We start from the raw sequence: 22,933 nt of genomic DNA, 5'->3' as shown, positions 1-22,933 counted from the left end.
TCATGTGCAACGTACCTATGTCACGACGCGAATGGCTCAAGCTCGCGTCGCTCTTTAGCGTCGCGGGTGCGGCGCCGCTTCTGAAATCGTTCGATGCGCGCGCGGCAGCCGATCCGAATGCGCCCGTGCGCATCGGCTATCTGCCGATCACCGATGCGACGCCGCTGCTCGTGGCTCACAACAACGGCTATTTCGATGCGGCCGGCATTCAGGCGGAGAAGCCGACGCTCTTGCGAAGCTGGGCACAACTCGTCGAGGCCTTCCTCTCGGGGCAGGTCAACGTCGTGCATCTGCTGTCGCCGATGACCGTGTGGGCGCGCTACGGCAGCAAGGCGCCCGCGAAGGTCGTCGCATGGAATCACGTGAATGGCTCGGCCTTGACGGTTTCGCCCGACGTCAACACCGTGGCAAACCTCGGCGGCAAGACGGTTGCCGTGCCGTTCTGGTATTCGATTCACAACGTCGTGCTGCAGGACATGCTGCGCGCGCAAGGTCTGACGCCCGTGCTCAAGCATTCGGGCTCGCCAGGGCCGAAGGAAGTCAACCTGGTCGTGATGGCGCCATCCGACATGCCGCCCGCGCTGGCCTCGAAAAAGATCGCGGGATATATCGTCGCCGAGCCGTTCAATGCGGCGGCCGAGCAACTGAACGTCGGCAAGATTCTCCGCTTCACGGGCGACGTGTGGCGCAACCACGCATGCTGCGTGATCTTCATGCACGAGCAGGACCTGACGCAACGCACGGCGTGGTCGCAGAAAGTCGTCGACGCGATCGTCAAAGCGCAACTGTGGACGCGCGCCAATCCGCAAGAGGCAGCAAAACTGCTGTCGAAAGAAGGCCCGAATCGCTACACGCCGCACGCATCGCAACTGCTCGCACGCGTGCTCGCGCCGCAAGCAGCCGATGAGGGGCGCTATCTCGGCGATCGGGCAATCCAGCACGCGAACTGGGGCTCGAAGCGCATCGACTTTCAGCCGTACCCGTATCCGAGCTACACGGAAGAGCTCGTGCGCCGGCTGAAAACGACGCAAGTGGAAGGTGCGAGCCAATTCCTCGCGTCGCTCGATCCGAAACGGGTCGCAAGCGATCTGGTAGACGACCGGTTCGTGAAGAAGAGCATGGAAGCACTGGGGGGCTTGTCGGCGTTCGGTCTCGACACGGGTTATACGCGCAAGGAGACGATCGTTGTCTAGCGTGCTTGTCCGGGAAACGTCGTCGTCCGCGCGGCGCCGTGCGCCTGCGTCCACGCATTGGCGCAGTGTCGTGCTGGGGGGCGCGGGGCTGGCGGCCGCATTGGCGCTTTGGTGGCTCGCCGTCACGCTGCTCGCGGGCCACAATGCGATGGCCGCACAGTTCGCCCCGCAGCGGGCCTTCGAGGCCCTGCCCTCGCTCATAGCCGAGGATCAGTTGCTCGTGCATGTGGCGACCAGTCTCAAGCGCATCGCTGTCGGGCTTGCGTGGGCGGTCGTGGTCGGCGTGCCGTTGGGATTCGCGCTCGGCCGTCTGCGCTGGCTCGAACGGACGCTCTCGCCGACGCTGCAGTTTCTCCGTATGATCTCGCCGCTTTCGTGGATGCCGCTTGCGGTGATGTCGCTCGGCGTCGGCGATCGTGCGGTGCATTTCCTGCTCGGGTTCGCCGCTGTCTGGCCGCTCGTGATGAGCACGGCATCGGGCGTCGCGCATCTCGACCGGCGCTGGATCCAGCTTGGCGAAAGTCTTGCCGCCACGCGCGCGGAAATGCTCTGGCACATCTACGTGCCGGGCATCGCTTCGCATGTGCTCACCGGCGTGCGCCTCGCGATCGGCATCTTGTGGATCGTGCTGGTCCCGGCGGAAATGCTCGGCGTGAGCGCGGGACTCGGCTATCTGATTCTCGACACACGTGACCGGCTGGCATATTCGGAACTGATGGCCGTCATACTCGTGATCGGCGTATTGGGCTTTCTGCTGGACCTGGCAGCGCGCGTTATCGCTGCGCGCCTGTCGAGCGACGTGGCCGTGCGGGATCGGTAGATCCATTGTTGTTGCACGAATACGAGCACACGCTCGTGTGAACCATGCTCATGAACGATGTCCTGACACTCTGGTGAACCGGTCCGTCCCGATAGTTGCGCGCTTCTGCTCGCGCACGCTCAGACGAACAAGGACGACCATGATTCGATACTTCGCCGCAGCCTCGCTTCAGGCGGCGAGGGTGGTTCGTCGAATGTCGCAGACGCTGTCAGCCGCGCGATATCGTCGCTAGCGGAATCATGGATTTTCGGCAGCAGTACTTCTCCTGGCGTGATCAGCGGAAAGTCATACCAGTGTGCTTCGGATCGGACACGAACGCGTAGGTGTCGCCAGCCTTGTCCGCGCAGATCAGACCCGAAGGCATGAGATCAGTCGGCAGTGTTACTTGTCTGGTCTATGTTCAAGGACAACATGGTGAGACTGTGGACATCTTTTCTGAAAGATAGCTGTGGGCTCTCAGAAAAGCTGTCTTTGGTCTCCTAGACAGATCAAGGACTTGGACATCTTTTTTGAGACGATTGCATGCTGCTCGTCTCAGAAAGGATATCCTTGGGCACGGAAATTCTCAGAGAAATCGTCTTTGGGAATGTTGCGGTCCCGCCCAGGCGCCTCGTCGAAACTTGGCAACAAGCAGTGCTGTAGAAGTGCGTTTCGTCGTCCAGCAGAGCTGATCTGCTGGTGCTATAAGTGTGCAAATGGTGTGCGCCGTGGAATCGACCATGGATCCCTACGCAGCGCGCGGCTCTACACCACCCGGAAGTTTCGACCAGCTCATGGCGTCCTTGAGGAACCCAGAGGATGCTGCGCCGATCGTCTCGGCACGACGCTTCGCGGCCGCCTTGCATATCGATATACAAACCAAACGCTCGCGCGGCTGGCCGGTAATCCCCCGTTTTCCACGGGGTTCGGAAGTAGAAACCAAGCGGCCATGGCCAGCCGCTGTTTTGGTGTAAATCCGCCCAAGGCCATGTTCGGGCGGTCGTGATTGTAAGTCCACATCCAGTCGGTCGCGAAACGCTGTACGTGGTCCAAGTCTTCTCAGTGGTACTGCGACAGCCATTCGTACCGCAAGGTCCGATTGAATCGCTCGACATAGACATTCTGCTGGGGCTTGCCCGGCTAGATGTAGTCGAGCCTGATGTCGTACTACTTCGCCCATTCGGTGATCGCCGCGCTCAGGTACTCGGGCCCGTTACCATACCGAATCGCCTTCGGTCGGCCACACCAACTGATGATCTGTCGCAGCGCGCGGATCACTCGCTCCGACGGCAGCGAGAAGTCGATCTCAATGCCAATCGCCTCGCGATTGAAGCCGTCGATCACGTTGAACAGCTGAATGCTACGCCCATCGGCCAGTTGGTCGTGCATGAAGTCCTCGACCAGACCTGGTTGACGGTGGACGGTACCGCCAGCGGTTCTGGGGCTTGCCTGACCAGCCGCTTGCGCGGCTTGATTCGCGGGTTCAGTTCAAGCTCGCGATAGATCCGGTACACCCGCTTGTGATTCTGGCCGAAGCCTTTCACGTTGCGCAGGTACAGGAAGCACAGCCCGAAACCCCAGTTCCGATGGTTGTCGGTCAGCGGCAGCAGCCAACTGGCAATCTCGTCGTTCTCGGCATCGCGCACCCGGACGTACCGGTAGCAGGTCTCGCTGATCCCGAACGCCTCACACGCCAGCCGAATCGATACGCCCCGGCTGGACACCGCTCGCTTGGCCATCTCGCGCCGGCAAGATGGCCTCAATCCTTTTTTGCGAGCGCCTCCGCTACGATCTCCGCCTTGAGCATCTCCTCGGCGTACATCTTGCGCAGCCGCCCGTTCTCGGCTTCCAGTTCCTTCATCCGCGCGATCAGCGACACGTCCATGCCGCCGTACTTCGAGCGCCATTTGTAGAACGTCGCCGTGCTGATGCCCGACTCCCGGCACCGGTCCGGTACCGCTAGTCCAGCCTCCACGCGCTTGAGCGCATCCATGGCGAGTCGCAATGCTTGCGCGAGCATCCTTCACGCGGCGCTTCGTCGATAAAAGCGTTTCCCTGACACTCGCTGTAATCACGTGTAATCGATTCGGGAGAAAATCTATCCTACATTTGCTACTGCGCTTTCGCGAGCCGCCAGTCTTCATTCAAGCACGAGGTCATTTTTCCTTCGATAGATGCAGAAATCGGCGAAGAATCACGAATTAAATTCAAAGATGCAAAAATGCACAATTATAGAATTCGTTTCGATTTCACCAAAAAATCACATGGGAAATACCAGTCAGACCGTTTACCTATCAATTTTTACAGTTGGCGTTTCTCAGAGACCAGTTTATTTTCATTCGACGCACAAGAAAATCAGAAAAATTCCGAAGTCTCGCCAATTGCATTAGAAGGACTCAGGAGAAAATCGTGCCAGAAGCCCTTCCCTAGAATCCCGCCAAGACCAAGCATCGGCAGTACGTTCGACAAATCAGCCAGGCTGAACAAGCCCGTTGCTGCAATCGACGGCGCACCACGATCTACCGAAAAACAGCTCGTCTTCAGATACATCCTCGTTGGCAGCATTGGCAATACGCAGAACACTGTGGCGTCGTTCAAGTGAACGGAATATCTCGCCACATCGAATGCGACTTGAGCTTCAAGCGTCTCGTTTCTGGCCACCGAGTCACAGAGCTCGCTGGCGATTGGTAGCAGTCCCATACCGGAATTTGCCGTGCCGATCCGCATCAGCGAATCGGCGATCCGGGCTTGCGGTTTCCACCCGGACGACAACTGCGGGCGGCTTTTCAACAGCCTGTTAGCCAATACAGGGGTTTATTGTGGTTTATCTAAACGATATTGCCGATGGAAGATTTTCCGCAGTCGTAAACAGCAATCCGGATTTCAATCTCGTAGCGCATGATTTCTTCCGGCACCCTGCGGAAGAAACCCCTGGCCTGGACACGCTGGCAACGCATGAGATAGAGATGCTGAAGACGTATCAGCGACTCTTGCGAATCACTAACGACAGCAAGTTGGCCGACCGGTTGGTCGCCGCGGGGCTGACCTCGGCACACAAGATCGCTCAGAATTCCGAGCAGCAATTCATCGTCGAGCACATGTGGCACTTGGGCCTGACCGAGGATGATGCCCGCACCCTGCATCGCAGCGCGGTCCAGGCAAAGATTCGCGCACAGAACGCCGCTTTCGCCCTGCGTTATTCGGTTGGCTCGGCTGCCTATCGCGCCGGCGCCATGAACACGGTCGGCAACGACATGCTCGACTATGTCGAGGGCATCCCCAGTTATCAGGATTTTTTCGGTTCACTGGACTATTGCAATTGCGATCCGGACCAATCGATCTTCAGTCCGGCAGCTTATCTCGTCGACCTGCTGCGCGTGGTCTATCAGTACCTCGATACCGCGACCTACAACCCCGGCATTCCTGACGGCTGCCACCTGGCGCAGCGCCGGCCCGATATCGGCAACATTCCGCTGACGCCGGAAATGACCCGGCAGGTCGTGCCCTACCTTCAGATCGTCAATGAGACGCTGGAGGCCAATATCGCGGGCGCGACCCAATGGCCGGACGTGTTCCGCGCGTTCACCTCCCAGGTCTATCCGTTCGCGCTTCCTACCATCCTGCCGTTGACCCAGACCCGGCTCTACAGCGCGGCGTTGGGTACGACGCTGCTGCGGCTCTATGACGTCTTCGCGGCCAGAAACGAGACGCCGCCCGCATCGAACTTGCCTGGGCCCGAAGCGATCGGCCGGGAGGCGATCGGCCTCAGCCCGACCACGCAGAAGATCGTCACCACCGTCCTGACGACCCCCACGGATATCGGCCCCTATTACGGCATTGCGGATGGAAAGCTATTGTCCCCGCCGACCGATCTCGGCACGTCGCTGGTCTTCTGCCAGCGCACGGGCATGACCTATGAGGCGCTGTCCCGGTTGTTGTCGCAGAATCTGTCGGATGCCGAAATAGCTGCCGGCATCGCGGTGCAATTGTTCGTCAACCAGGGCAAAACTGCGCAGACCTGCCTCGCGCTCACGGTCGATCAAACCGACCCGAACCACCCGGTTTCTCGTATCGCCAACATGGACCTGTCAGCGCTCGACAGGCTAAACCGTTTCATCCGCCTTGCCAACGCCAGCGGCATTGCCTCAGCCGATCTCGACTGGATGATCCAGACGGTCGGCCAAGGCAAAATCGACGCTGCGGCCATTTCGAGGATTGGCCGGACGCAACAACTGGCCGAGAGCCTGTCCTGCACGCTGCTGGAAGCCAGCGCCCTCTTCCAGCCACTGAAGACGATCGGCGTCGGTGACCCGAGGCGGCCGCTCGATCCGTTCGACCAGTTGTTCAACGCGCCGTCGGTCCTGGGTACGCCGGCAGGATCGATGCCGGCTTTCACGGCCAAGGGCTCCGTGACGATCGCCGCCGCCGGCACGACAGTAACCGGCTCCGAAACCAGCTTCACCACGCAGATATCCCCCGGCATGCGCGTGCGCGTCAATGGCGAGGTACGGGTGGTATCGACCATCCCCACCAATACGACGTTGACGGTTGGCTCGGCGTTCACCCAGGCCCAGAGCAATGCCGCGATGGTGGTGATCCCCACCGCGGATACGCCATCCGACGCATTGCCGATCTACCACCCGCTGTACGCCGGCAACCCCCTTTACCAGGACAGCGTCGCCAATTGGACGCCGGCGGCCGACGCGGGAACGGGGCCGGAGGTGGCGGGTGTCCGGTCGCGCCTGCGTTCGGGCCTCAACGTCGTCGACAACGACCTGACCGCCATCGGTCAGGCGGCGCTGAACTGGCTGATCGCCTCGGGGGCCTTGACCGCCGGCACCACGGCCATTCCGCTGACCGTGCCAAACATGACGCTGCTGTACGCCTATGCCAAGCTGGCGCGCCAGACCGGGTTGACGGTAACTGAATACCTGACCCTGCTGCAGTTGCTGAATATCGGCGCAACCGCCGACCTCGATACGACCATCAGCGCGGCAGGTTGGGCCGCATGGTTGAAGCATTCGCGTCTCAGCATCCATGCGCTGGACTACGGCATGACCGGCAGGGTATCGAAAAACTTCTCGCCCGCGTTCCTCTCCGCCGACCTGCCGAACTTCCTGGCCGCCCTGTGGCAGACGGCACAAAACTGGCTGGTTCTCGGCGATGGCTTCATCAACCAGGACATCACCGCCGACCAGTCGCAATCCTACTTCCTCCAGCTCTCCGCCTCCGAGGCCGGCTTCCTGACCGTTCATGGCGCGGTGCTGGACAAGGCGGTGGATTTTGCCGCGATCGCGTTCATCGACCCGCTGCACGGCGACTCCTTCATCACGCCGCTGATTTCCGCCACCCAATCCCAGAGCGCTTACGGCGACCTGATCACGCACCAGGTGTTGAACCAGCAGGGCGTGCTCAGCGCCGGATTCTCGTCCTCGACGAATCTGGCCTACCTGTTCACCGGCCTCCCCGACCGCCTGGCGATGATCGCCGACGTGCGCGCGATTCTCCTGGCCACCCGGGACCGGCTGAACCATGTCGTGGACGTGCTGCTGAACTTCGGCGGCGCCCCCACGGTCGAGTATCCCAATCGCGGCATCCAGCGCTTTCACCTGTCCGAGCAATTGGGCGTCGCGCTGGGGTCCGACACGGGCACGATGCTCGCACTGGGGCCGGCCGTCGCCGCCGCGGTCAAACTGGACAACTACGTGGCGGCCTTCCTGACGCCGCCTGATGGCAATTCACCGCCGGTCAAGCTGCAGGACTTCATGGCGTTGATGACGCGCCTCGTCACGCTATTTCAACAACTGGCCTTGACCGCCGACGACGTCACCTTCGTCGTCCAATGTCCCGTGCCTTTCGGCATTGCCGATTTGACCACCCTCAGCCTCGCCAATATTCGTGCGCTCTGGACCTATCGGCAGCTGCGGCAGGACTTCAACGACAACGACGGGCGCCTGCCGGCCTATTTCGCCGCGCCTGACCAGGGCGATTGCGCGAGCGATCCCAAGGTCAAGGACCTGTCGCTCATGACCGGTTGGCCGATCGACCAGATCTGCGAATTGCGCACGGCCCTGTTCGGCACCGCATCCAGCTACAACACGGTGATGGGCCTGGCGGGAATGGCGGCGTGTTTCAAGACCGCTTCGAGCCTCGGCCTGGATATCCACGGCGCGCTGACCCTGGCACGGCTCAATGCCTTGCCGGCCCAAGTCGACAACGTCGCCTGGACGGAATACAACCATGCCGCTACCGCGACGATTGGCTCGCTGAAGGCGCGCTACGGCGGACCGCAATGGGAAGCCGCCTATCGGCCGATCGAAAATGCGGTCAACGAGGCTAAACGCGATGCGCTGATGCCGTATGCGGTTTTCAGTCTCGGCAAGAAATACCCGGTGATCACCGATTCGGAAAGCCTTTACACGTACCTGCTGATCGACGTCGAAATGTGCGGCTGCGCCGATATTTCCTATATCGCGCAAGCCATCCAGTCGGTACAGCTCTACATGCAGCGCGCCCGCATGATGCTGGAGCCCGGCATTACCGACGTGGCCATTCCGGAAGTCTGGTGGACATGGCTCAGCGCCTACCGGTTATGGGAAGCCAATCGAAAGGTCTTTCTCTATCCGGAAAACTACCTCGAGCCCGGCCTGCGTCCCGACAAAACGCAGCAGTTCCAGACGGCCGAGGACACCCTGACCTCCAATGACATCACGCCCGAGACGGTCAACGACACCTACGTCGAGTACTTCGAATCGTTCAGCGCGCTGACCGCGCTGAAGCGTGTCGGCTCCTATAGCGGCGTGATGCCGGATCCCGATGCACTGGGCGCGATGACCCCGACGCTTTACCTGCTTTCACGCACCGCGACCGAGCCTTACGACTACTACGCGCAGCGCAAGATCGACGACACCAGCTGGACGGCCTTCGAGAAAATCGATCTGACGATGCCGACGCCGCGCGCCGCGCCGCTCTATGCGTACGACCGGATGTTCCTGTTCTGGGTCGAGCAGAACGCGACCTCGGCCTCGCAGATCCAGGGGGGCGGCGCGACCAACTCGCTCGATACCGGCGCCACGCTGAAATACAGTTTCATCAACCAAAGCGGCAAATGGATGTTGCCGCAGACGCTGGATCATTTCACGATCAACTTTGCCCCGATGCAGGGCAACTACAAAACGGCCCAAATCAACCCGGCGAACTTCAACGTCAGCCAGGTCCAATGGCAGACGGCCGTGCCCTTCCTGATCAAAGGCAAGAACGGCGCCCAGGATACGATCCTCGTCAATTACGGCCAGTTCTATGACTTGCCGGGCGGCTCGCCCAATGATCCGACGCAGCCCGACCCGAGCGTCATTACCAATCCCGACGCCTACGCGCTGGCCACCAACATCTATGAGTCGAGCCTGTACGCGGTCAAGGCCACCAATCAGGGCCTGCGTGGTTCGACTTACGTCAATCAGGGCCGGCTGCTGCTGCAAGGGCTGGATGTGTCGCCGACCTACGTGATCGACGGCATCTACGACATGGCGCCCGGCGCGCCCAAGCCCTATGTGCCCATCGTCCCGCGCACGGTCGTGCCGGCCGGTAGTTCGGTCATGACAATCGCCGACTTCAGCAACGTGTTCCTCATGAATGCCGTCGGCCAGGGCGCCGACTACCCCTGGACGCCCGTCAATTACCTGACGCTTCTCTACAACGTCAACGACCGCGCGGGCTTCACCGCGCCGACCATCAATCAGCCGTTCTGGTTCATCTGGGACAACGGCGACGAGACCTTCATGATCCGGTCGACCGAGCCGGGGATCAAGCTTCTGGAGGATTACGCCAACGTCAATGCGGGAGGCGAAACCAATCAGACCAATCTGATCTCGACCAGATACACCGACACGCCCGGCAACTTCAACAACATCGTCTGGTCTGCCGAGCGGCTGTCGACCGGCGCGACCGCCCGCCTCAACAAGGCGCTGTTCGTCGGCGGCGTGCCCCAACTGCTTCAGCCGCAGACCCAGGCCACCCCGATCATTCCGATCTATCCGTTCACGCGCTTCTACGATGACGGCCAGCAGCCGCCGAATATCGATCCTCCCGCCTACCTCGCCGGCGACACGATCGATTACAAGGGCCCCTACGGCCTGTACTTCTGGGAGATGTTCCTCTACTGCCCGTGGCTGATCGCCAACCAGCTGCGGGCCAATCAGCGCTATCCGGAAGCACGGAGCTGGCTGGAATACATCTTCAACCCCACCGTGCCGATCAATTCCGATCCGACGGTCAGCGACCAGTCCAAGCGCTTCTGGCGCCTGATACCGTTCCGCACCTTCGACGTCGAATCCCTGAAGTCGATCCTGACCGACACGGCCCAGATCAGGGCCTACAACAACTACCCGTTCCAGCCGCACGTGATCGCCCGCTTGCGTGGCAGTGCCTATCAAAAGGCGATCGTCATGCGCTACATCGACATTCTGCTGGAATGGGGCGATTTCGAATTCACCAAGGACAGCTGGGAATCGATCACCCAGGCGACCCTCCTCTATGTCCTGGCGCGCGACATATTGGGACCGCGACCGGTCGATGTCGGTGTCTGCACCCAGCAACCACCCTCGACCTTCAATCAGATCCAGGCGAAATACGGCACCGATATCCCGCAATTCCTGATCGACATGGAGAACGTGGCACCGCCGACGTCGAAGGGCTCGGTGCAACTGGACCAGGCCGATCGCTACGTTCCGGTCAACGAACTCGATGCCTATTTCTGCGCGCCGGAAAACAGCGCATTGATGAAATACTGGGATCTGGTCGAAGACCGCCTCTACAAGATCCGGCATTGCATGAACATCCAGGGTGTCGTGCGGCAACTGGCGCTGTTCGAGCCGCCGATCGATCCCATGGCGCTGGTGCGCGCCGCAGCCGCCGGCATGGGCGCGCGCGTCGCCGAGCAGTTGCAGTCCGGTGCGCCGCCTTATCGCTTCTCCACTATCGCGCGGATGGCCGGCGACTTTTCCGCCCAGCTCAGCCAGCTCGGCAATCTCCTCCTGTCCGCCCTGGAAAAGAAGGATGCCGAAGCGTTGGCGCGGCTGAACGCGATTCAGACGGTCCAGATCCTGAACCTGACCACCAAGTCGCTGGAATTGCAGATTTCGGAAAACCAGGAACAGATTGCCGGGTTGACCGTGTCGCACAAAGCCGCGACGTCCCGGCGCGACTTCTATCAATCACTGATCGATACCGGCCTGCTGCCGGTCGAGCGCCTGCAGATCGCCATGCAGATCCTGTCGACCGTTTTCGGCACGACGAGCGGCGTGCTGGAAGCCTTTGCCTCGGGCGCCTTCCTGGTGCCGGATGTCGGCTCGCCTTTCGCCATGACCTATGGCGGCCGGGAAATCGGCAGCAGCCTGCACGCGGCCGCCACGGTGTTCGACATCCTGGCCCAGACCACCAAAGGCGTCGGCGAGGTCAGCCAGACCGTCGGCGGCTTCGAGCGGCGCGACCAGGATTGGCAACAGCAGTTGATCCAGGCCAGTTTCGACGTCGAGGTGCTGGACAGCCAGATCCGTGCGGCCAATCTGCAATTGCAGATCGCCCAACATCAACTGTCCATTCACCGGCGCAATCAGGACAATGCGGTCGAGGTCGACGATTTCCTGCGCCGCAAATTCACCAATGCCGAGCTTTACCAATGGATGATTTCGCGGCTCAGCACGATCTACGGCCAGGCCTATCGGATGGCGCTCGAACTGGCCGTGTCGGCCCAGCAGTGCTATCAGTTCGAAACCAATACGGTTGACCAGTTCATCACCTTCGACTATTGGGACGGGCTGCGCAAGGGCCTGCTCGCCGGCGAGCAGCTGTCCGCCAGCCTCGCCCAGATGACGTCGAGCTATTACCGCGGCAACAATCGGCGCCTTGAAATCGAGAAGACGATTTCACTGCTCGCACTCGATCCGGAAGCCTTCCTGCGATTCCAGCGCACCGGCACGTGCGATATCCGGTTCAGCGAATATTTGTTCGATCTGGATTATCCCGGCCAGTACGCCCGGCAGATCAAATCGGTCGCGGTGACCATACCGGCGATCCTCGGCCCTAACCAGAACATCAAGGCAATCCTGATGCAGACCGGCAGCCAGATCCTCCTGAAGCCGGATATCAACGGCGCGGACTATCTGCTGGGCCTGGGATCGGCGACGCCCGATACCAGCGTGCTGCGTGCCAATTGGCGAGCCAGTCAAAAGGTCGCGCTGTCCACCGGGCTGAGCGATACCGGCACGTTCCAGGACGAACTGAACGACGAACGGTACATGCCGTTCGAGGGCACCGGCGCCATCTCGTCGTGGCGCCTGGAAATGCCGCTCGACACCAATCGCATCGACTATTCGACCTTGACCGACGTCGTCATCCGCCTGCGCTATACCGCGCAGGACGGAGGCGCGGTCTTCGCATCCCAGGTGCGCAACAAGATAAACAGCATTCCTTTCCAGGGCCAGCGCGCGTTCAACCTGGCGGCCAATTTTCCGACCGCGTGGTTCGGCTTTACCCACCCCCCGGCGGGCGCGACCCAGCAGTCCTGCGACATCGTGATGGCGCAGGACTGGTTCCCGGCCAATCTGAACTTGAATCAGATCACCGAGATCGACGCCCTCCTGCAGTTGGCGCAAGGCGTATCGATGGGCGGCCCCTTGACGGCGACGCTTCGGATCGGCACGGGCAACAGCGCGACCAGCTTGTCGCTGACCTTCGATGCCGTGAACGGCGCCGCCAGCCTGACCGGCCAGAGCATCAACGACTGGGTCGATCAACCCTGGTCGCTGATCGTGGCCAAAAGCGGCGTCCCGCCAGGCCTGGCCGATGCGGTGACCGGTCTGATCGACCTCGCCAAAGTTCTGTCGATCGGCCTTCTGCCGACCTACAGTGCCCGCCGCCCCTGAGCGATGCGCTTGCGGACGGCCCGTCTCACCACTCTAACGTCAACTTCGGAGGGTCGCATGGCAACACCGACTTGCTCAGCACAGCATTGCAGCGCCAACTCCCAGCAAATCAACGAAACCTGCAAAAAGGAGGGTTGGCAGGTCAACCACCTCGTCCTCGTCTGTGACCCGAACACCGGGTACTGCTGCAATTGCACCTGCTCGTGCCTGGCCTTCGACACGCCGGTTGCGGTGTCGGCCACGCAGACGAAGGCCATTCAAACGCTCGCGCTACAGGACCCCGTCCTGGCCTTCGATCCGACCGGCGCATCGCAGCAACGCAGCGTCGCGTTTTCGGACGGCACCTCGGCCATCAGCGTGCAGCCCGAAATGGCCTATGTATCGTTCAAGATCGGCGCGGACGAACGCACGGTCACCGTGACGTTGAATCACACGTTCCTCCTGGCGGACACGCGCAAGCTGATTCAGGCCCAGATGCTGTCGGTCGGCACCGGCCTTCTGCTGGCCGACGGCACGACCGCCGCCGTCACCAGACTGGAGATCAAATCCTATACCGGCGGCGTGTGGAACATCGCGACCTCGATCGGCAAGCCGATCAATCTCGACGGCCACCTGATCGATACGGACGGCATCCTGTCGGGCGATTTCGCCGTGCAGACGTTCTATGACGATCTGGTCAAGCAGGGGCTGGCGACCGCGCCGGGTGTTTATCCGGCGGTGACCACGCGCGGGCACGACCAGGCCGCCGACGCCAATGCCGCGGTGACGCTGGCTGCGCGGCCGCGCCATGACTTCGCGCAATTCCTGGCGACGGCGACCGGCGCCCATCAGGTGATTCGGCAGCCGAATGCCCAAGGCGGCGCGGTCACCCTGCACGGCGATCACAGTGCGACCCTGGCGGTCCCGCCGGCTGCGATGACAGGTGGCTTCCTCACCGAGATTCAGGCCGATGAATTGAGGATCGGGGGCCTCCATCCGGTCACGCGGAACCCGCAGCGCGCCGGCGATTGCCTTTGGCTGATGAAGCTCTTCCACGCGTTTTTCCCGGATATCCATTTCGTCTTCGACGCGTCGGCACGCGAGGCCAACGGTTACGCCTTCTATCTGGGCACGACCAAATACGTCCTGGTGCAGGGCGGTCTCGTGCGCGCCGTACCGCTGGAATGGCAGGGCCTTTCGCTGGTACTGGGCTACCTGGTCAGCCGCTTCCCGAATCAGGCGCAACAACCGACCGGTTTCGTCTGCAAGCCCGAGGCGGACTACTACGCGCCCGCGCCGCTGCAGACCGTATTCAATCGGCTTTATCCGGACGTGATCTTCGATGCGATCAGCCAGGTCGAAGCCACCTTCAAGCTGATTCCGACCAGGGCCGATCAACCGACCCCCGGGTGCCATCCGACGAATCTCGACTGCCGGATCACGACCTATCGCCAGGCGATCGGTTTCAATCCGCTGCCGGTGTGCGCCGGCGGCCCGCCGGCAGCCGACTTGAGGCTGCTGTCCGCAACGTCCTCGACCGATGACTCGGGCGTCACGCTGACCTTCAGCGCGCCGATCGACATGGCCTCGGCAGAAGACAAGGATAACTACTTCTTCCATCCGCACATGGACCAGATCCTCAAGATCAGCAACGGCCAGGCAAGCAACAAGGTGACCATCACGGGCGGCTTTGCCCCGAAGACCGCCTATACCGTCACGGCCTCCAACGTCAAATCGAGCGAGGGCAACACGCTGGATCCGAACTACGTCAGCAGCGGCTTCCACACGCCGTAACGCAACGTAAGGAGCCGCTCCCCATGCTCCGGTATGGGGAGCGGAGTGAACCTCTGCTTCCCGGTAAATCTCGCCATGACCGATACGACCATTCCACCCGACTTCCAGACATTGACCAGCGTCGAAGAAGGCTGCGAAAGCCTGGGCCATTACCTGGGCCTCGGCCGTCCCGTCTCGCGACAGGTCTTCGCCGCCGTGATCGACAATCCGACCTACGCGACGACGTTGTTCGCCGCCCGGCGCGCGCCAGCCTTCCGCGACCATCTGCTGGACCATCCCGAGGTCTGCCAGCGCACGGCACAGCAACTTCCCGATGAGACGCCCCAGGACCAGAGCAGCGCCGCCCTGCTGATCAAGGCGGCCAAATCCTTCGTCGCCTGGGGCCGCAGCGGCTTCAAGACGGCCGACGATGCCCTCTATACGGCACGGCTGGCCGCGTGCGACGCCTGTCCGCATCATACGAAGCCGGAACGGAAGGTCGCCTATCAAATCGCCGCGGCCCTGACCGGCGGCGCGGCCAATCGCAAGATCTGCGGGCTGTGCGGCTGCGTCACGCAAAACAAGGCCCGGCTGGCCGATGAGCGCTGTCCCGGCCAGGATCCGAACCGCCCCGGCTTCAGCCGCTGGGGCAGTCCGCTGTCGGAGGCACCCGTATGATTCCGGAGCCGGTCGCGCCGCAGACCGAGGTGCCCGCATTCGGCGACGGCGGCGCGCCGGCTGGTGACGGCGCCCGGATCAAGGCAGCCCGCGTCGCATTGCCCAAAGGCGGCGGCGCGATTCAGGGCATCGGCGCCAATTTCCAGAATGGCGGCTTCACGGGCGCCGCGGCATTCTCCGTTCCCATTCCCGTCACGAGTTGCCGCGGCGGCGCGCCCGACGTCACCCTGCAATATCGATCCGGCAGCGGCAACGGCCTCTACGGGCTCGGCTTCGATATCGGCCTGCCGGCGATCACCCGTCAGACCAGCAGCGGCCAACCGCGCTATGACGGTACGGATACCTTCCTGCTGCCCGACGGCACGCCGCTCGTGTGCGACGCTTTGGTTCCCGTCGGCCATCGCGACGGCCATGACGTGTTCACCTATCGGCCCCGCGTCGAATCGACGTTCGCGGCCATCGAGCACTGGATCGACCCGGTGAGCCAGAAAAGCTTCTGGCGCGTGCTCGGAGGCGACAACAGCCAGACCTTCTTCGGCCGCGACGATGCATCGAGGATCGCCGATCCGTCGGCGCCCACGCATATCTTCTCCTGGCTGATCGACGCGGAGCTGATGGCGCGCGGCGATGCCGTCGCGTACCGCTATCGGCCCGAGAACGACGACAACGTCCCGCCCGCGATCTACGAACACGGACGCGCGCCCAATGCCAACAAGTATCCGGACCGAATTCTCTATGGCAATGACCGGCCGGTCCATGCGTTGAACGACCTCGACCAGGCCTCGTGGCACTTCGAAATCGTCTTCGACTATGGCGAATATTCGCTGGACCCTCTGCCACCCGACCCGTACCGGCCGCCGGCCGGTGCGCTGTGGGCGGCGCGTGCCGATCCTTTCTCGATCTACAACGCCGGCTTTGAAATACGCACCTACCGCCTGTGCCGCCACGTGCTGATGTTCCATCGCTTCGCGGAGCTGGGCCCTGAGCCGGTACTGGTTCACATGACACGCTTCAGCTACAGCGAATCGCCGGTGCTGACGCAACTGCGCATGATCGAAGCGCTGGGCTGTCGTCTGAACGGCGACGCCTATACGACACAGGCATTGCCACCGCTGGAGCTTGGCTACACCCCCTTTGCCCCCTCGACCGGCCAGTTCGAACCGATGGTGGATGGTTTCGGTCGGCCGGTGCCCGGAGTCACCCCGCCCGGGCCGTTTCAACTGGCGGATCTTTACGGCGAAGGCATTCCCGGCATTCTTTTCCGGCTGCAAAGCACGGTTCTCTTCCTGGCGCCGCTGGGCCCGCAGCCCAATCCGCAGGCCGGCCCCGATGTCTCCGACGAAGTCATTTGCTATGCTCCACCCTGTGCTCCGGCGCGTTTTCCAGGCCTGGGGCTCGCCGATGACACCGCGCTGATCGACATCACGGGGTGCGGCCGTCCGGCCTTGGTTGCGGCGGCGCCGGACGGCACCCGATTCTCCCAGGCGCAGGCCGATGGCTCGTGGGCGCCCTTCCTGTCCCTGCCGGCCGTGCCCACCGATCTGTTCCAGCCCGACACGATGACTGCCGACATGACGGGCGACGGGCTGACCGACCTTCTGCGCCTCGACCCGGAAACCGTCAGCGTCTATCCTTCGCGCGGTGCGCAAGGGTATCGCCCCGCCCTCGTCCTGCCGCGGGCCGGCGACATGCCGATGAGCGGCGAGGAATCCGCCACGGTCCTGGTGCGGATGACCGATATCTTCGGCAGCGGCCGAGAACATCTGGTCAGGATCACGAATGGTTCGGTCGAGGTCTGGCCCAATCTCGGTTACGGCAAGTTCGGCCGGAAGATCGCGTTGGGCAATGCACCGCATTTCGGCGACGATTTCGATGCCAGCCGGCTCTTCCTGGCCGATATCGATGGCTCGGGCACGACAGACCTGCTCTATCTTCATCACGGCCACATCGACCTTTACGTCAATCAAAGCGGCAACAGCTTCGCCGACGCGGTATCCATCCCGTTGCCGGGCGGCTGGCAGCCGGCTGCCCAGGTTGAATTCGCCGATGTGCGCGGCAATGGCACGACCGCTCTGGTCTATGCGCCGGCGGACGGCCCCAGACTGTATATCGCCTACGATTTCGGTTGCAGAACCAAGCCCTATCTGCTGAATATGGCGGATGACAATACAGGTCTGGTGACTCATCTCTCGTATCGGGCATCGACCTACCACGCGTTGCGCGATCGGCAGGCCGGCATGCCATGGGCCACCGAGCTGCCGTTCCCGGTGCAGGTGGTCGACGAGGTCGAGGTCCTGGATGCAGTCTCGGGCACTCGCCTCGTGTCCCGCTACGACTATCGCCACGGCTATTACGACCCCGTCGAGCGCGAATTTTGCGGCTTCGGCCAGGTCGACTGCATCGACAGCCTCGGCCTCGACGACTACCTGGCAAACACGAAGGACGCCGCCCCTGACGGGTACGCGCCGCCGTCATTGACCCGGAGCTGGTACCACACGGGCGCCTGGGGCGGCGGTGCCAGTCCGTGCAACGAGTTCGACGTCGACTATTTTCACGGCGACCCCTTGGCGTCGCGCCTGCCGCCGGCACGCTTCACCTATTCGGATACTGATCCCGACGGCGACACGATGCGACAAGCGCACTATGCGTTGAAGGGCATGGTGCTGCGCGAGGAGGTCTATGGCCTGGACGGCTCGGCGCAGTCGAATGTCCCTTATCAGGTTACCGAAACAACCTATGGCGTGCGCCAGGACCAGGCAGTCGCCGAAGACGGCTACGGCGCCTTCTTCATCTATCCGCTCGAAACCTTGACGCTGCACTACGAACGCAACCTGACCGACCCGCGCGTCACCCACGATGTCACCCTGGCAGTCGACGCCTACGGGGCGACGACGCGCGCCTGCTCGATCGCTTATGCCCGCCGCGCATCGGCGGCCGACCGCCTTCCCGAACAGGTGCAGTTGCGGATAACGGTCCAGACCCATCGCGTGGCCGACCTGACCGGCCCCGATCTGCGTCTCCTCGGTTTGGATATCGACGAGTCGGATGGGTGGCTGGTTGCGCCGGTGCCGCCTGCAGGCGAGATCTTTACCTTCGACGAAATCTCGGCCCAGGTCGACGCCGCATTGCTCGCCCCGGCCGGCAAATTGAAATTGCTGGGCCGCCAGCGTCGGTACTACTGGGATCCGGCGGCGAAGCAGCCGCTGCCGCTGGGCCAGGCGACAGGCCAAGGCCTGTTGTGCCGTATCGAGAACGCACTGGGCACGCCGACGGACCTCAACGCAGCCTTCGCGGGCGCGCTTGCGCCCGATCAGCTCGCGACCCTGCTGGCCGGAACCTGCCAGTATCTCCAGTCGGACGGCCTGTGGTGGAATCCCGGACTGCTGCAAACCTTCCTCGGCGCCGACGATTACTACCTGCCCGGTGACACGGTCGATCCGTTCGGCGGCGTGACCGCCGTCCTCTACGATCCTTACGACCTGCTCGTCGTGCGCAATCAGGATCCGCTGGGCAACGTCAACCATGTCACCGGCATCGACTACCAGACCGTCGGCCCTTGGCAGATGACCGACCCGAACGGCACCGTGACCCAGGCGTTGTGCAACGCGCTGGGCTGGGTGTGGGCAACCTCGGTGCAGGGCACGGAGATCACCGGGCCCGTCGGCTTTGCGCCGCTGACGCTCGCGCATACGGCCCCGGCCTTCGACATGGCTGCGGCCATGGCGACGCCGCAGGTCTATCTCCAGGGAACCGCCTCCTTCTCGGCTTACGAGCTGTTCTCCTGGTGCGGACGGATCGCTCCGTCGGATCTCGCCGGATTGGGCGTGAATTCCGACGCGCTCTGGCAAGCGTTGATCGACGGCTTCTACATCGCTCGCAGTGGCGCCGTCCTGCACCGCTTTCGCACCTTAGGCGATGACAGCCCGATGGTTCTGCCGGGCATTCCAGCGCAGACGGCGGCTGCGGTGCAGGCCCGCATCGTCGCGCTCGTCACGCCGACACCGGTGCATTCGGTCGCGCTGGCTGCCGAAACATATGGCACGTCCGATCGCACCCGGTACGTCGCCGCGTATTCTGACGGCCTGGGGCGGGCCATCCAGAAAATCGACTACGTCGACCCGGGCGACTGCTACCGCGTCAATCCCGACGGTTCGGTGACGCAGGTCGAAAGCGACAATCGCTGGCTGGTTTCCGGCCGAGTCGTCTACAACAACAAGGGCAATCCGATCAAGCAATACGACCCGTTCTTCGCCGACGGCTGGGCCTACATCGACAATGCCGAAATGAACCGCTTCGGGGTCAGCCCGCTGATCCACTACGATCCGCTGGACCGCGAGATCCGCGTCGACACGCCCAAGGGGTTCTTCACCAAGGTCGAATTCTCGCCTTGGGAGGAGCGGCTCTATGACGCCGACGACACGGTCGTGGAATCACGCTACTACCAGGCGAATATCGACAATCCGTTGCTGGATGCGCTGGAACGCGCGGCATTGCAACAGGCCACCCTGTTCAACGACACGCCGACGATCCGCCAGTTCGATCCGTCCGGCAACGCGGTACGGATTACCCAGACCCTGCAGCCGCCGGCGCCGTCGCTCCCCCCTTCCGGCCTGACGACCCGCAATGTCTTCGATGCGATGAATCGGCTGGTCGCCAGCGCCGACGACCGGATGCGCGCCGCGGGGCTGGAAAACCTGACCGTGGTCTATGGCCTCGACGGCCAGAAGCTGGCCAGCACGAGCGTGGACAGCGGCGTCAGGTGGCTGCTGAACAATGCCGCCGGCAATCCGGCTTATGGCCGCGACGCCAAAGGCACGATCCAGACCACCACCTACGACGCGCTTCAGCGCCCGCTGGAGCTGACCGTGCAGGAAGCGAGCGGCGCGCCCTATGTGGCCCGGAAGACGATCTATGGTGAAAGCGTCAGCGGCGATGCGGGGCACAACCTGCGGGAGCAGATCTATCAGATTTCCGACGCCGCCGGCGTGATGACATTCGACGCCTATACGATCGGCGGCGAGCTGCTGGACCAGAAGCGGCAATTGCTCCAGGGCACGGACGCAATCCCCGACTGGAGCAAGCTCGATCCGGTCGACATCTACCTGACCCGCCGGACCTACGACGCGCTGGGGCGGATTCGCACCCAGGCGGTCGAGCGTGCGGACGCCGCCAGTCCCGATCTGGTGACCTATGTTTACGACATCGCCGGCCATGTCGACGCCGTCAGCCTGACGCCATCGGATTCAACCGCTTCGGAGACCTATGCGGACAGCATCACCTACGACGCCAACGGCCAGCGCCGGCAGATCGTCTATGGCAACGGCGTCGTTACGCGGTACACCTACGAACCGACCACGCAATTCCTGGCGACCGTCGTTTCGGTCCGGCAAAGCGACGGCGCGACCTTGCAGTCGCTGCGCTATTACTATGACCCGGTCGGCAATATCACCGCCGTCGCGGACGACGCGCAATCCACGGTGTTCCATGCCAACCAGCAGGTCGATCCGGTCAGTACCTATGCCTACGATGCGGTCTATCGCCTGATCACGGCGACCGGACGCGAGCATCCGGCCTTGTCGGCCGGCGACAGCGATCGCTTCGTTTCGCTGCCCGCGCTGAACGATGGCCAAGCGTTGCAGAACTATACGCGGCGCTATCGCTACGACACCTCGGGCAATCTTTACCAGATCGCCCATCAGGGCAGCGTGCCGGCGACTTCCGACATGACAGTCTCGCCTACCAGCAACCGCGCGGTGGCAGCGGCCCTGACCACCGATCCGGCTCGGGTAGATACGCTTTTCGACGCCAACGGCAATCAGATCGCCATGGCGGGCAAGCAGGCCGTCACCTGGCGCTACGACAATCTGCTCGTCAGCGTGACGCTCGTCGAACGCGACAGCAGTCCTTCGGATATCGAACTTTACGTCTATGATTCCCAGGGCCAGCGCATCCGCAAGATCACCCGGCGCTACGGCAATGGCGGCACAACGGAAAACGTCGACGAGACGCTTTACATCGACGGCATGGAAATCCGGCGCCATGCCACCAATGGCACGGTGGACGACGCATATCGCACGATCCGCGTCATGGACGGCGAGCGCTGCCTCGCCGAGCGCCTGAACTGGACGATCGGCGCGCCTCCGTCCGGCGTGCCGTCGCCGCAGGTCCGCTATCAGCTGGAAAACTACCTGGGGTCGGCCGTGTTCGAATTGGACGCGACGGGCCTCGTCATCACCTACGAGGAATATTTTCCCTATGGCGGGACCAGCTACGTCATCGGCGAGAATGCCGCCGAAGTGCAGTTGAAACACTACCGCTACTCGGGCAAGGAGCGCGATGCCACCGGGCTGTACTACTACGGCTTGCGCTACTACCAGCCCTGGCTCGGCCGCTGGCTCAACCCCGACCCCGCCGGAACTATTGATGGGCTCAACCTCTATCGTATGGTGCGGAATAATCCGGTGACGCTAGCGGATGTGGCGGGGCTTTACGGAGTCGCCGATTGGCTCGACTTGGCGGAAGCACCGGATCGTCATCGCGTGAACACTGCAGTAATGGCACGCAGAGGCGTTCGGGACGCTTACGAGCGTGTTTCCCAAGAAGCGCAAGCCTTCTTGAAGAAGGCCCAAAATAATACCACTGAATTTAACAAACTAAAGCCACGAAAAAAACTAGAAAGAGATATCGAGCTAAAACCAAGAAACAACGATTTAAAAACATACAATGCATTTGCAGCCGCATTCAATTTCAAAAGCCAAGCATACAAAAGTGGATTCGTTAATCTTAAAGGAAGCTTAAGTCAAAAAGAATCGTTTGACGGCATAGAGCTACAAGGGGCAAATTTTTCTGTTACAAACAAAGACACATTAATGTCAAGCATAAAAGAAGCTTACGGCACCACCCATCTTCACAAAGGCATTGAAAAAATTACACGCCTACACATCGCGGAGACTGAAAGTCGCAATGGAGGCATGCTCTCCAATTTTTATGGAATCCCTGCACTACATGCAGAGGTTCAGGCATTTAACTGGTCCTTGAATAACAATATGAGCCCAGCGGACACTGTCATCTTTACACTAAGACTAACGACCAATACGCTCGGCGAAGCCGGGGACGATTTCCCAGCTTGCTATAACTGCGACGCTCTATTGAGTTTGGTTCACGTGACAACTGGCCGAACAACATCGGACGCGGCTCACAGCGAAGCGGAAAATTTCAGAAGTGCCAAAACGCTCGCTCAATCACTGCAACGACAGACTGGTGATCTGATGGCCACGCCCGAGGCAATGCTGAGAGCCTCGCGACGGCCGCTCCCTAGGGGCCGTGATCGAGTGTAACCTGATTCCCACCAATATTTTGAACGGAACCCCGAAGGTCGGATTCCGTCGTAATCTGTGAAATGTCGCCTTTTATTCAAAGACAACATATTGAGACCGCGGACATCTTTTCTGCGAGACAAACACGTAACAACAACCCCCGAGAGCCCACATCACCCACCCCGTACCGGCATTCGTCCTCCAAACTGTACCGGTACTGTACCGTCAACTGTCGCTAAACTGCCTCCATCACCCGCCTCACCGATGGAGAAC

The 22,933-nt window shown here is 61.8% G+C and carries 7 protein-coding genes and 1 pseudogene; 6 read left to right on the top strand and 2 right to left on the bottom strand.

Annotation, left to right across the window (positions count from 1 at the left end):
- The first annotated feature begins 2 nt into the window (after window positions 1-2).
- Window positions 3-1,193 carry an ABC transporter substrate-binding protein gene (locus HWY45_RS08810; RefSeq protein WP_059882488.1) on the top strand — a complete coding sequence of 397 codons (1,191 nt, stop codon included), beginning with the start codon at window positions 3-5 and terminating at the stop codon, window positions 1,191-1,193.
- Window positions 1,186-2,013, top strand: coding sequence for an ABC transporter permease (locus tag HWY45_RS08805; protein ID WP_059882490.1), 828 nt, complete (start codon window positions 1,186-1,188; stop codon window positions 2,011-2,013). Before HWY45_RS08810 ends, HWY45_RS08805 begins: the two co-directional genes overlap by 8 nt.
- Window positions 2,014-2,934: 921 nt before the next feature.
- Here the strand turns inward: HWY45_RS08805 and HWY45_RS08800 are convergent.
- Window positions 2,935-4,012 (bottom strand): annotated as a pseudogene (locus tag HWY45_RS08800) (IS3 family transposase); the annotation flags it as partial.
- 335 nt (window positions 4,013-4,347) lie between these two features.
- A complete protein-coding gene (locus tag HWY45_RS08795) occupies window positions 4,348-4,782 on the bottom strand; it encodes a hypothetical protein (RefSeq protein WP_150998722.1) in 435 nt (144 codons plus the stop codon).
- A 176-nt stretch (window positions 4,783-4,958) separates the two neighbouring features.
- On the opposite strand from HWY45_RS08795, the gene HWY45_RS08790 reads away from it, so the two are divergent.
- The 4 genes from HWY45_RS08790 (at window position 4,959) to HWY45_RS08775 (ending at window position 22,681) form a co-directional block, all read left to right on the top strand.
- Window positions 4,959-12,914, top strand: a complete 7,956-nt coding sequence (locus HWY45_RS08790; RefSeq protein WP_196483073.1) for a Tc toxin subunit A-related protein — start codon at window positions 4,959-4,961, stop codon at window positions 12,912-12,914.
- Window positions 12,915-12,971: 57 nt separating this feature from the next.
- A complete protein-coding gene (locus tag HWY45_RS08785) occupies window positions 12,972-14,687 on the top strand; it encodes an Ig-like domain-containing domain (RefSeq protein WP_059882496.1) in 1,716 nt (571 codons plus the stop codon).
- A 75-nt stretch (window positions 14,688-14,762) separates the two neighbouring features.
- Window positions 14,763-15,344, top strand: coding sequence for a hypothetical protein (locus HWY45_RS08780; protein ID WP_196483074.1), 582 nt, complete (start codon window positions 14,763-14,765; stop codon window positions 15,342-15,344).
- Window positions 15,341-22,681 (top strand): SpvB/TcaC N-terminal domain-containing protein, encoded by a 7,341-nt coding sequence (locus HWY45_RS08775; protein WP_059882500.1) that lies wholly within the window; start codon window positions 15,341-15,343, stop codon window positions 22,679-22,681. Before HWY45_RS08780 ends, HWY45_RS08775 begins: the two co-directional genes overlap by 4 nt.
- Window positions 22,682-22,933: the final 252 nt, after the last annotated feature.

It is taken from the genome of Burkholderia stagnalis, assembly GCF_902830275.1.
GTDB classification, from domain to species: Bacteria; Pseudomonadota; Gammaproteobacteria; order Burkholderiales; family Burkholderiaceae; genus Burkholderia; species Burkholderia stagnalis.
Note: the sequence above shows the minus strand (reverse complement) of the source record. Positions and strands in the feature narration are given on the sequence as shown.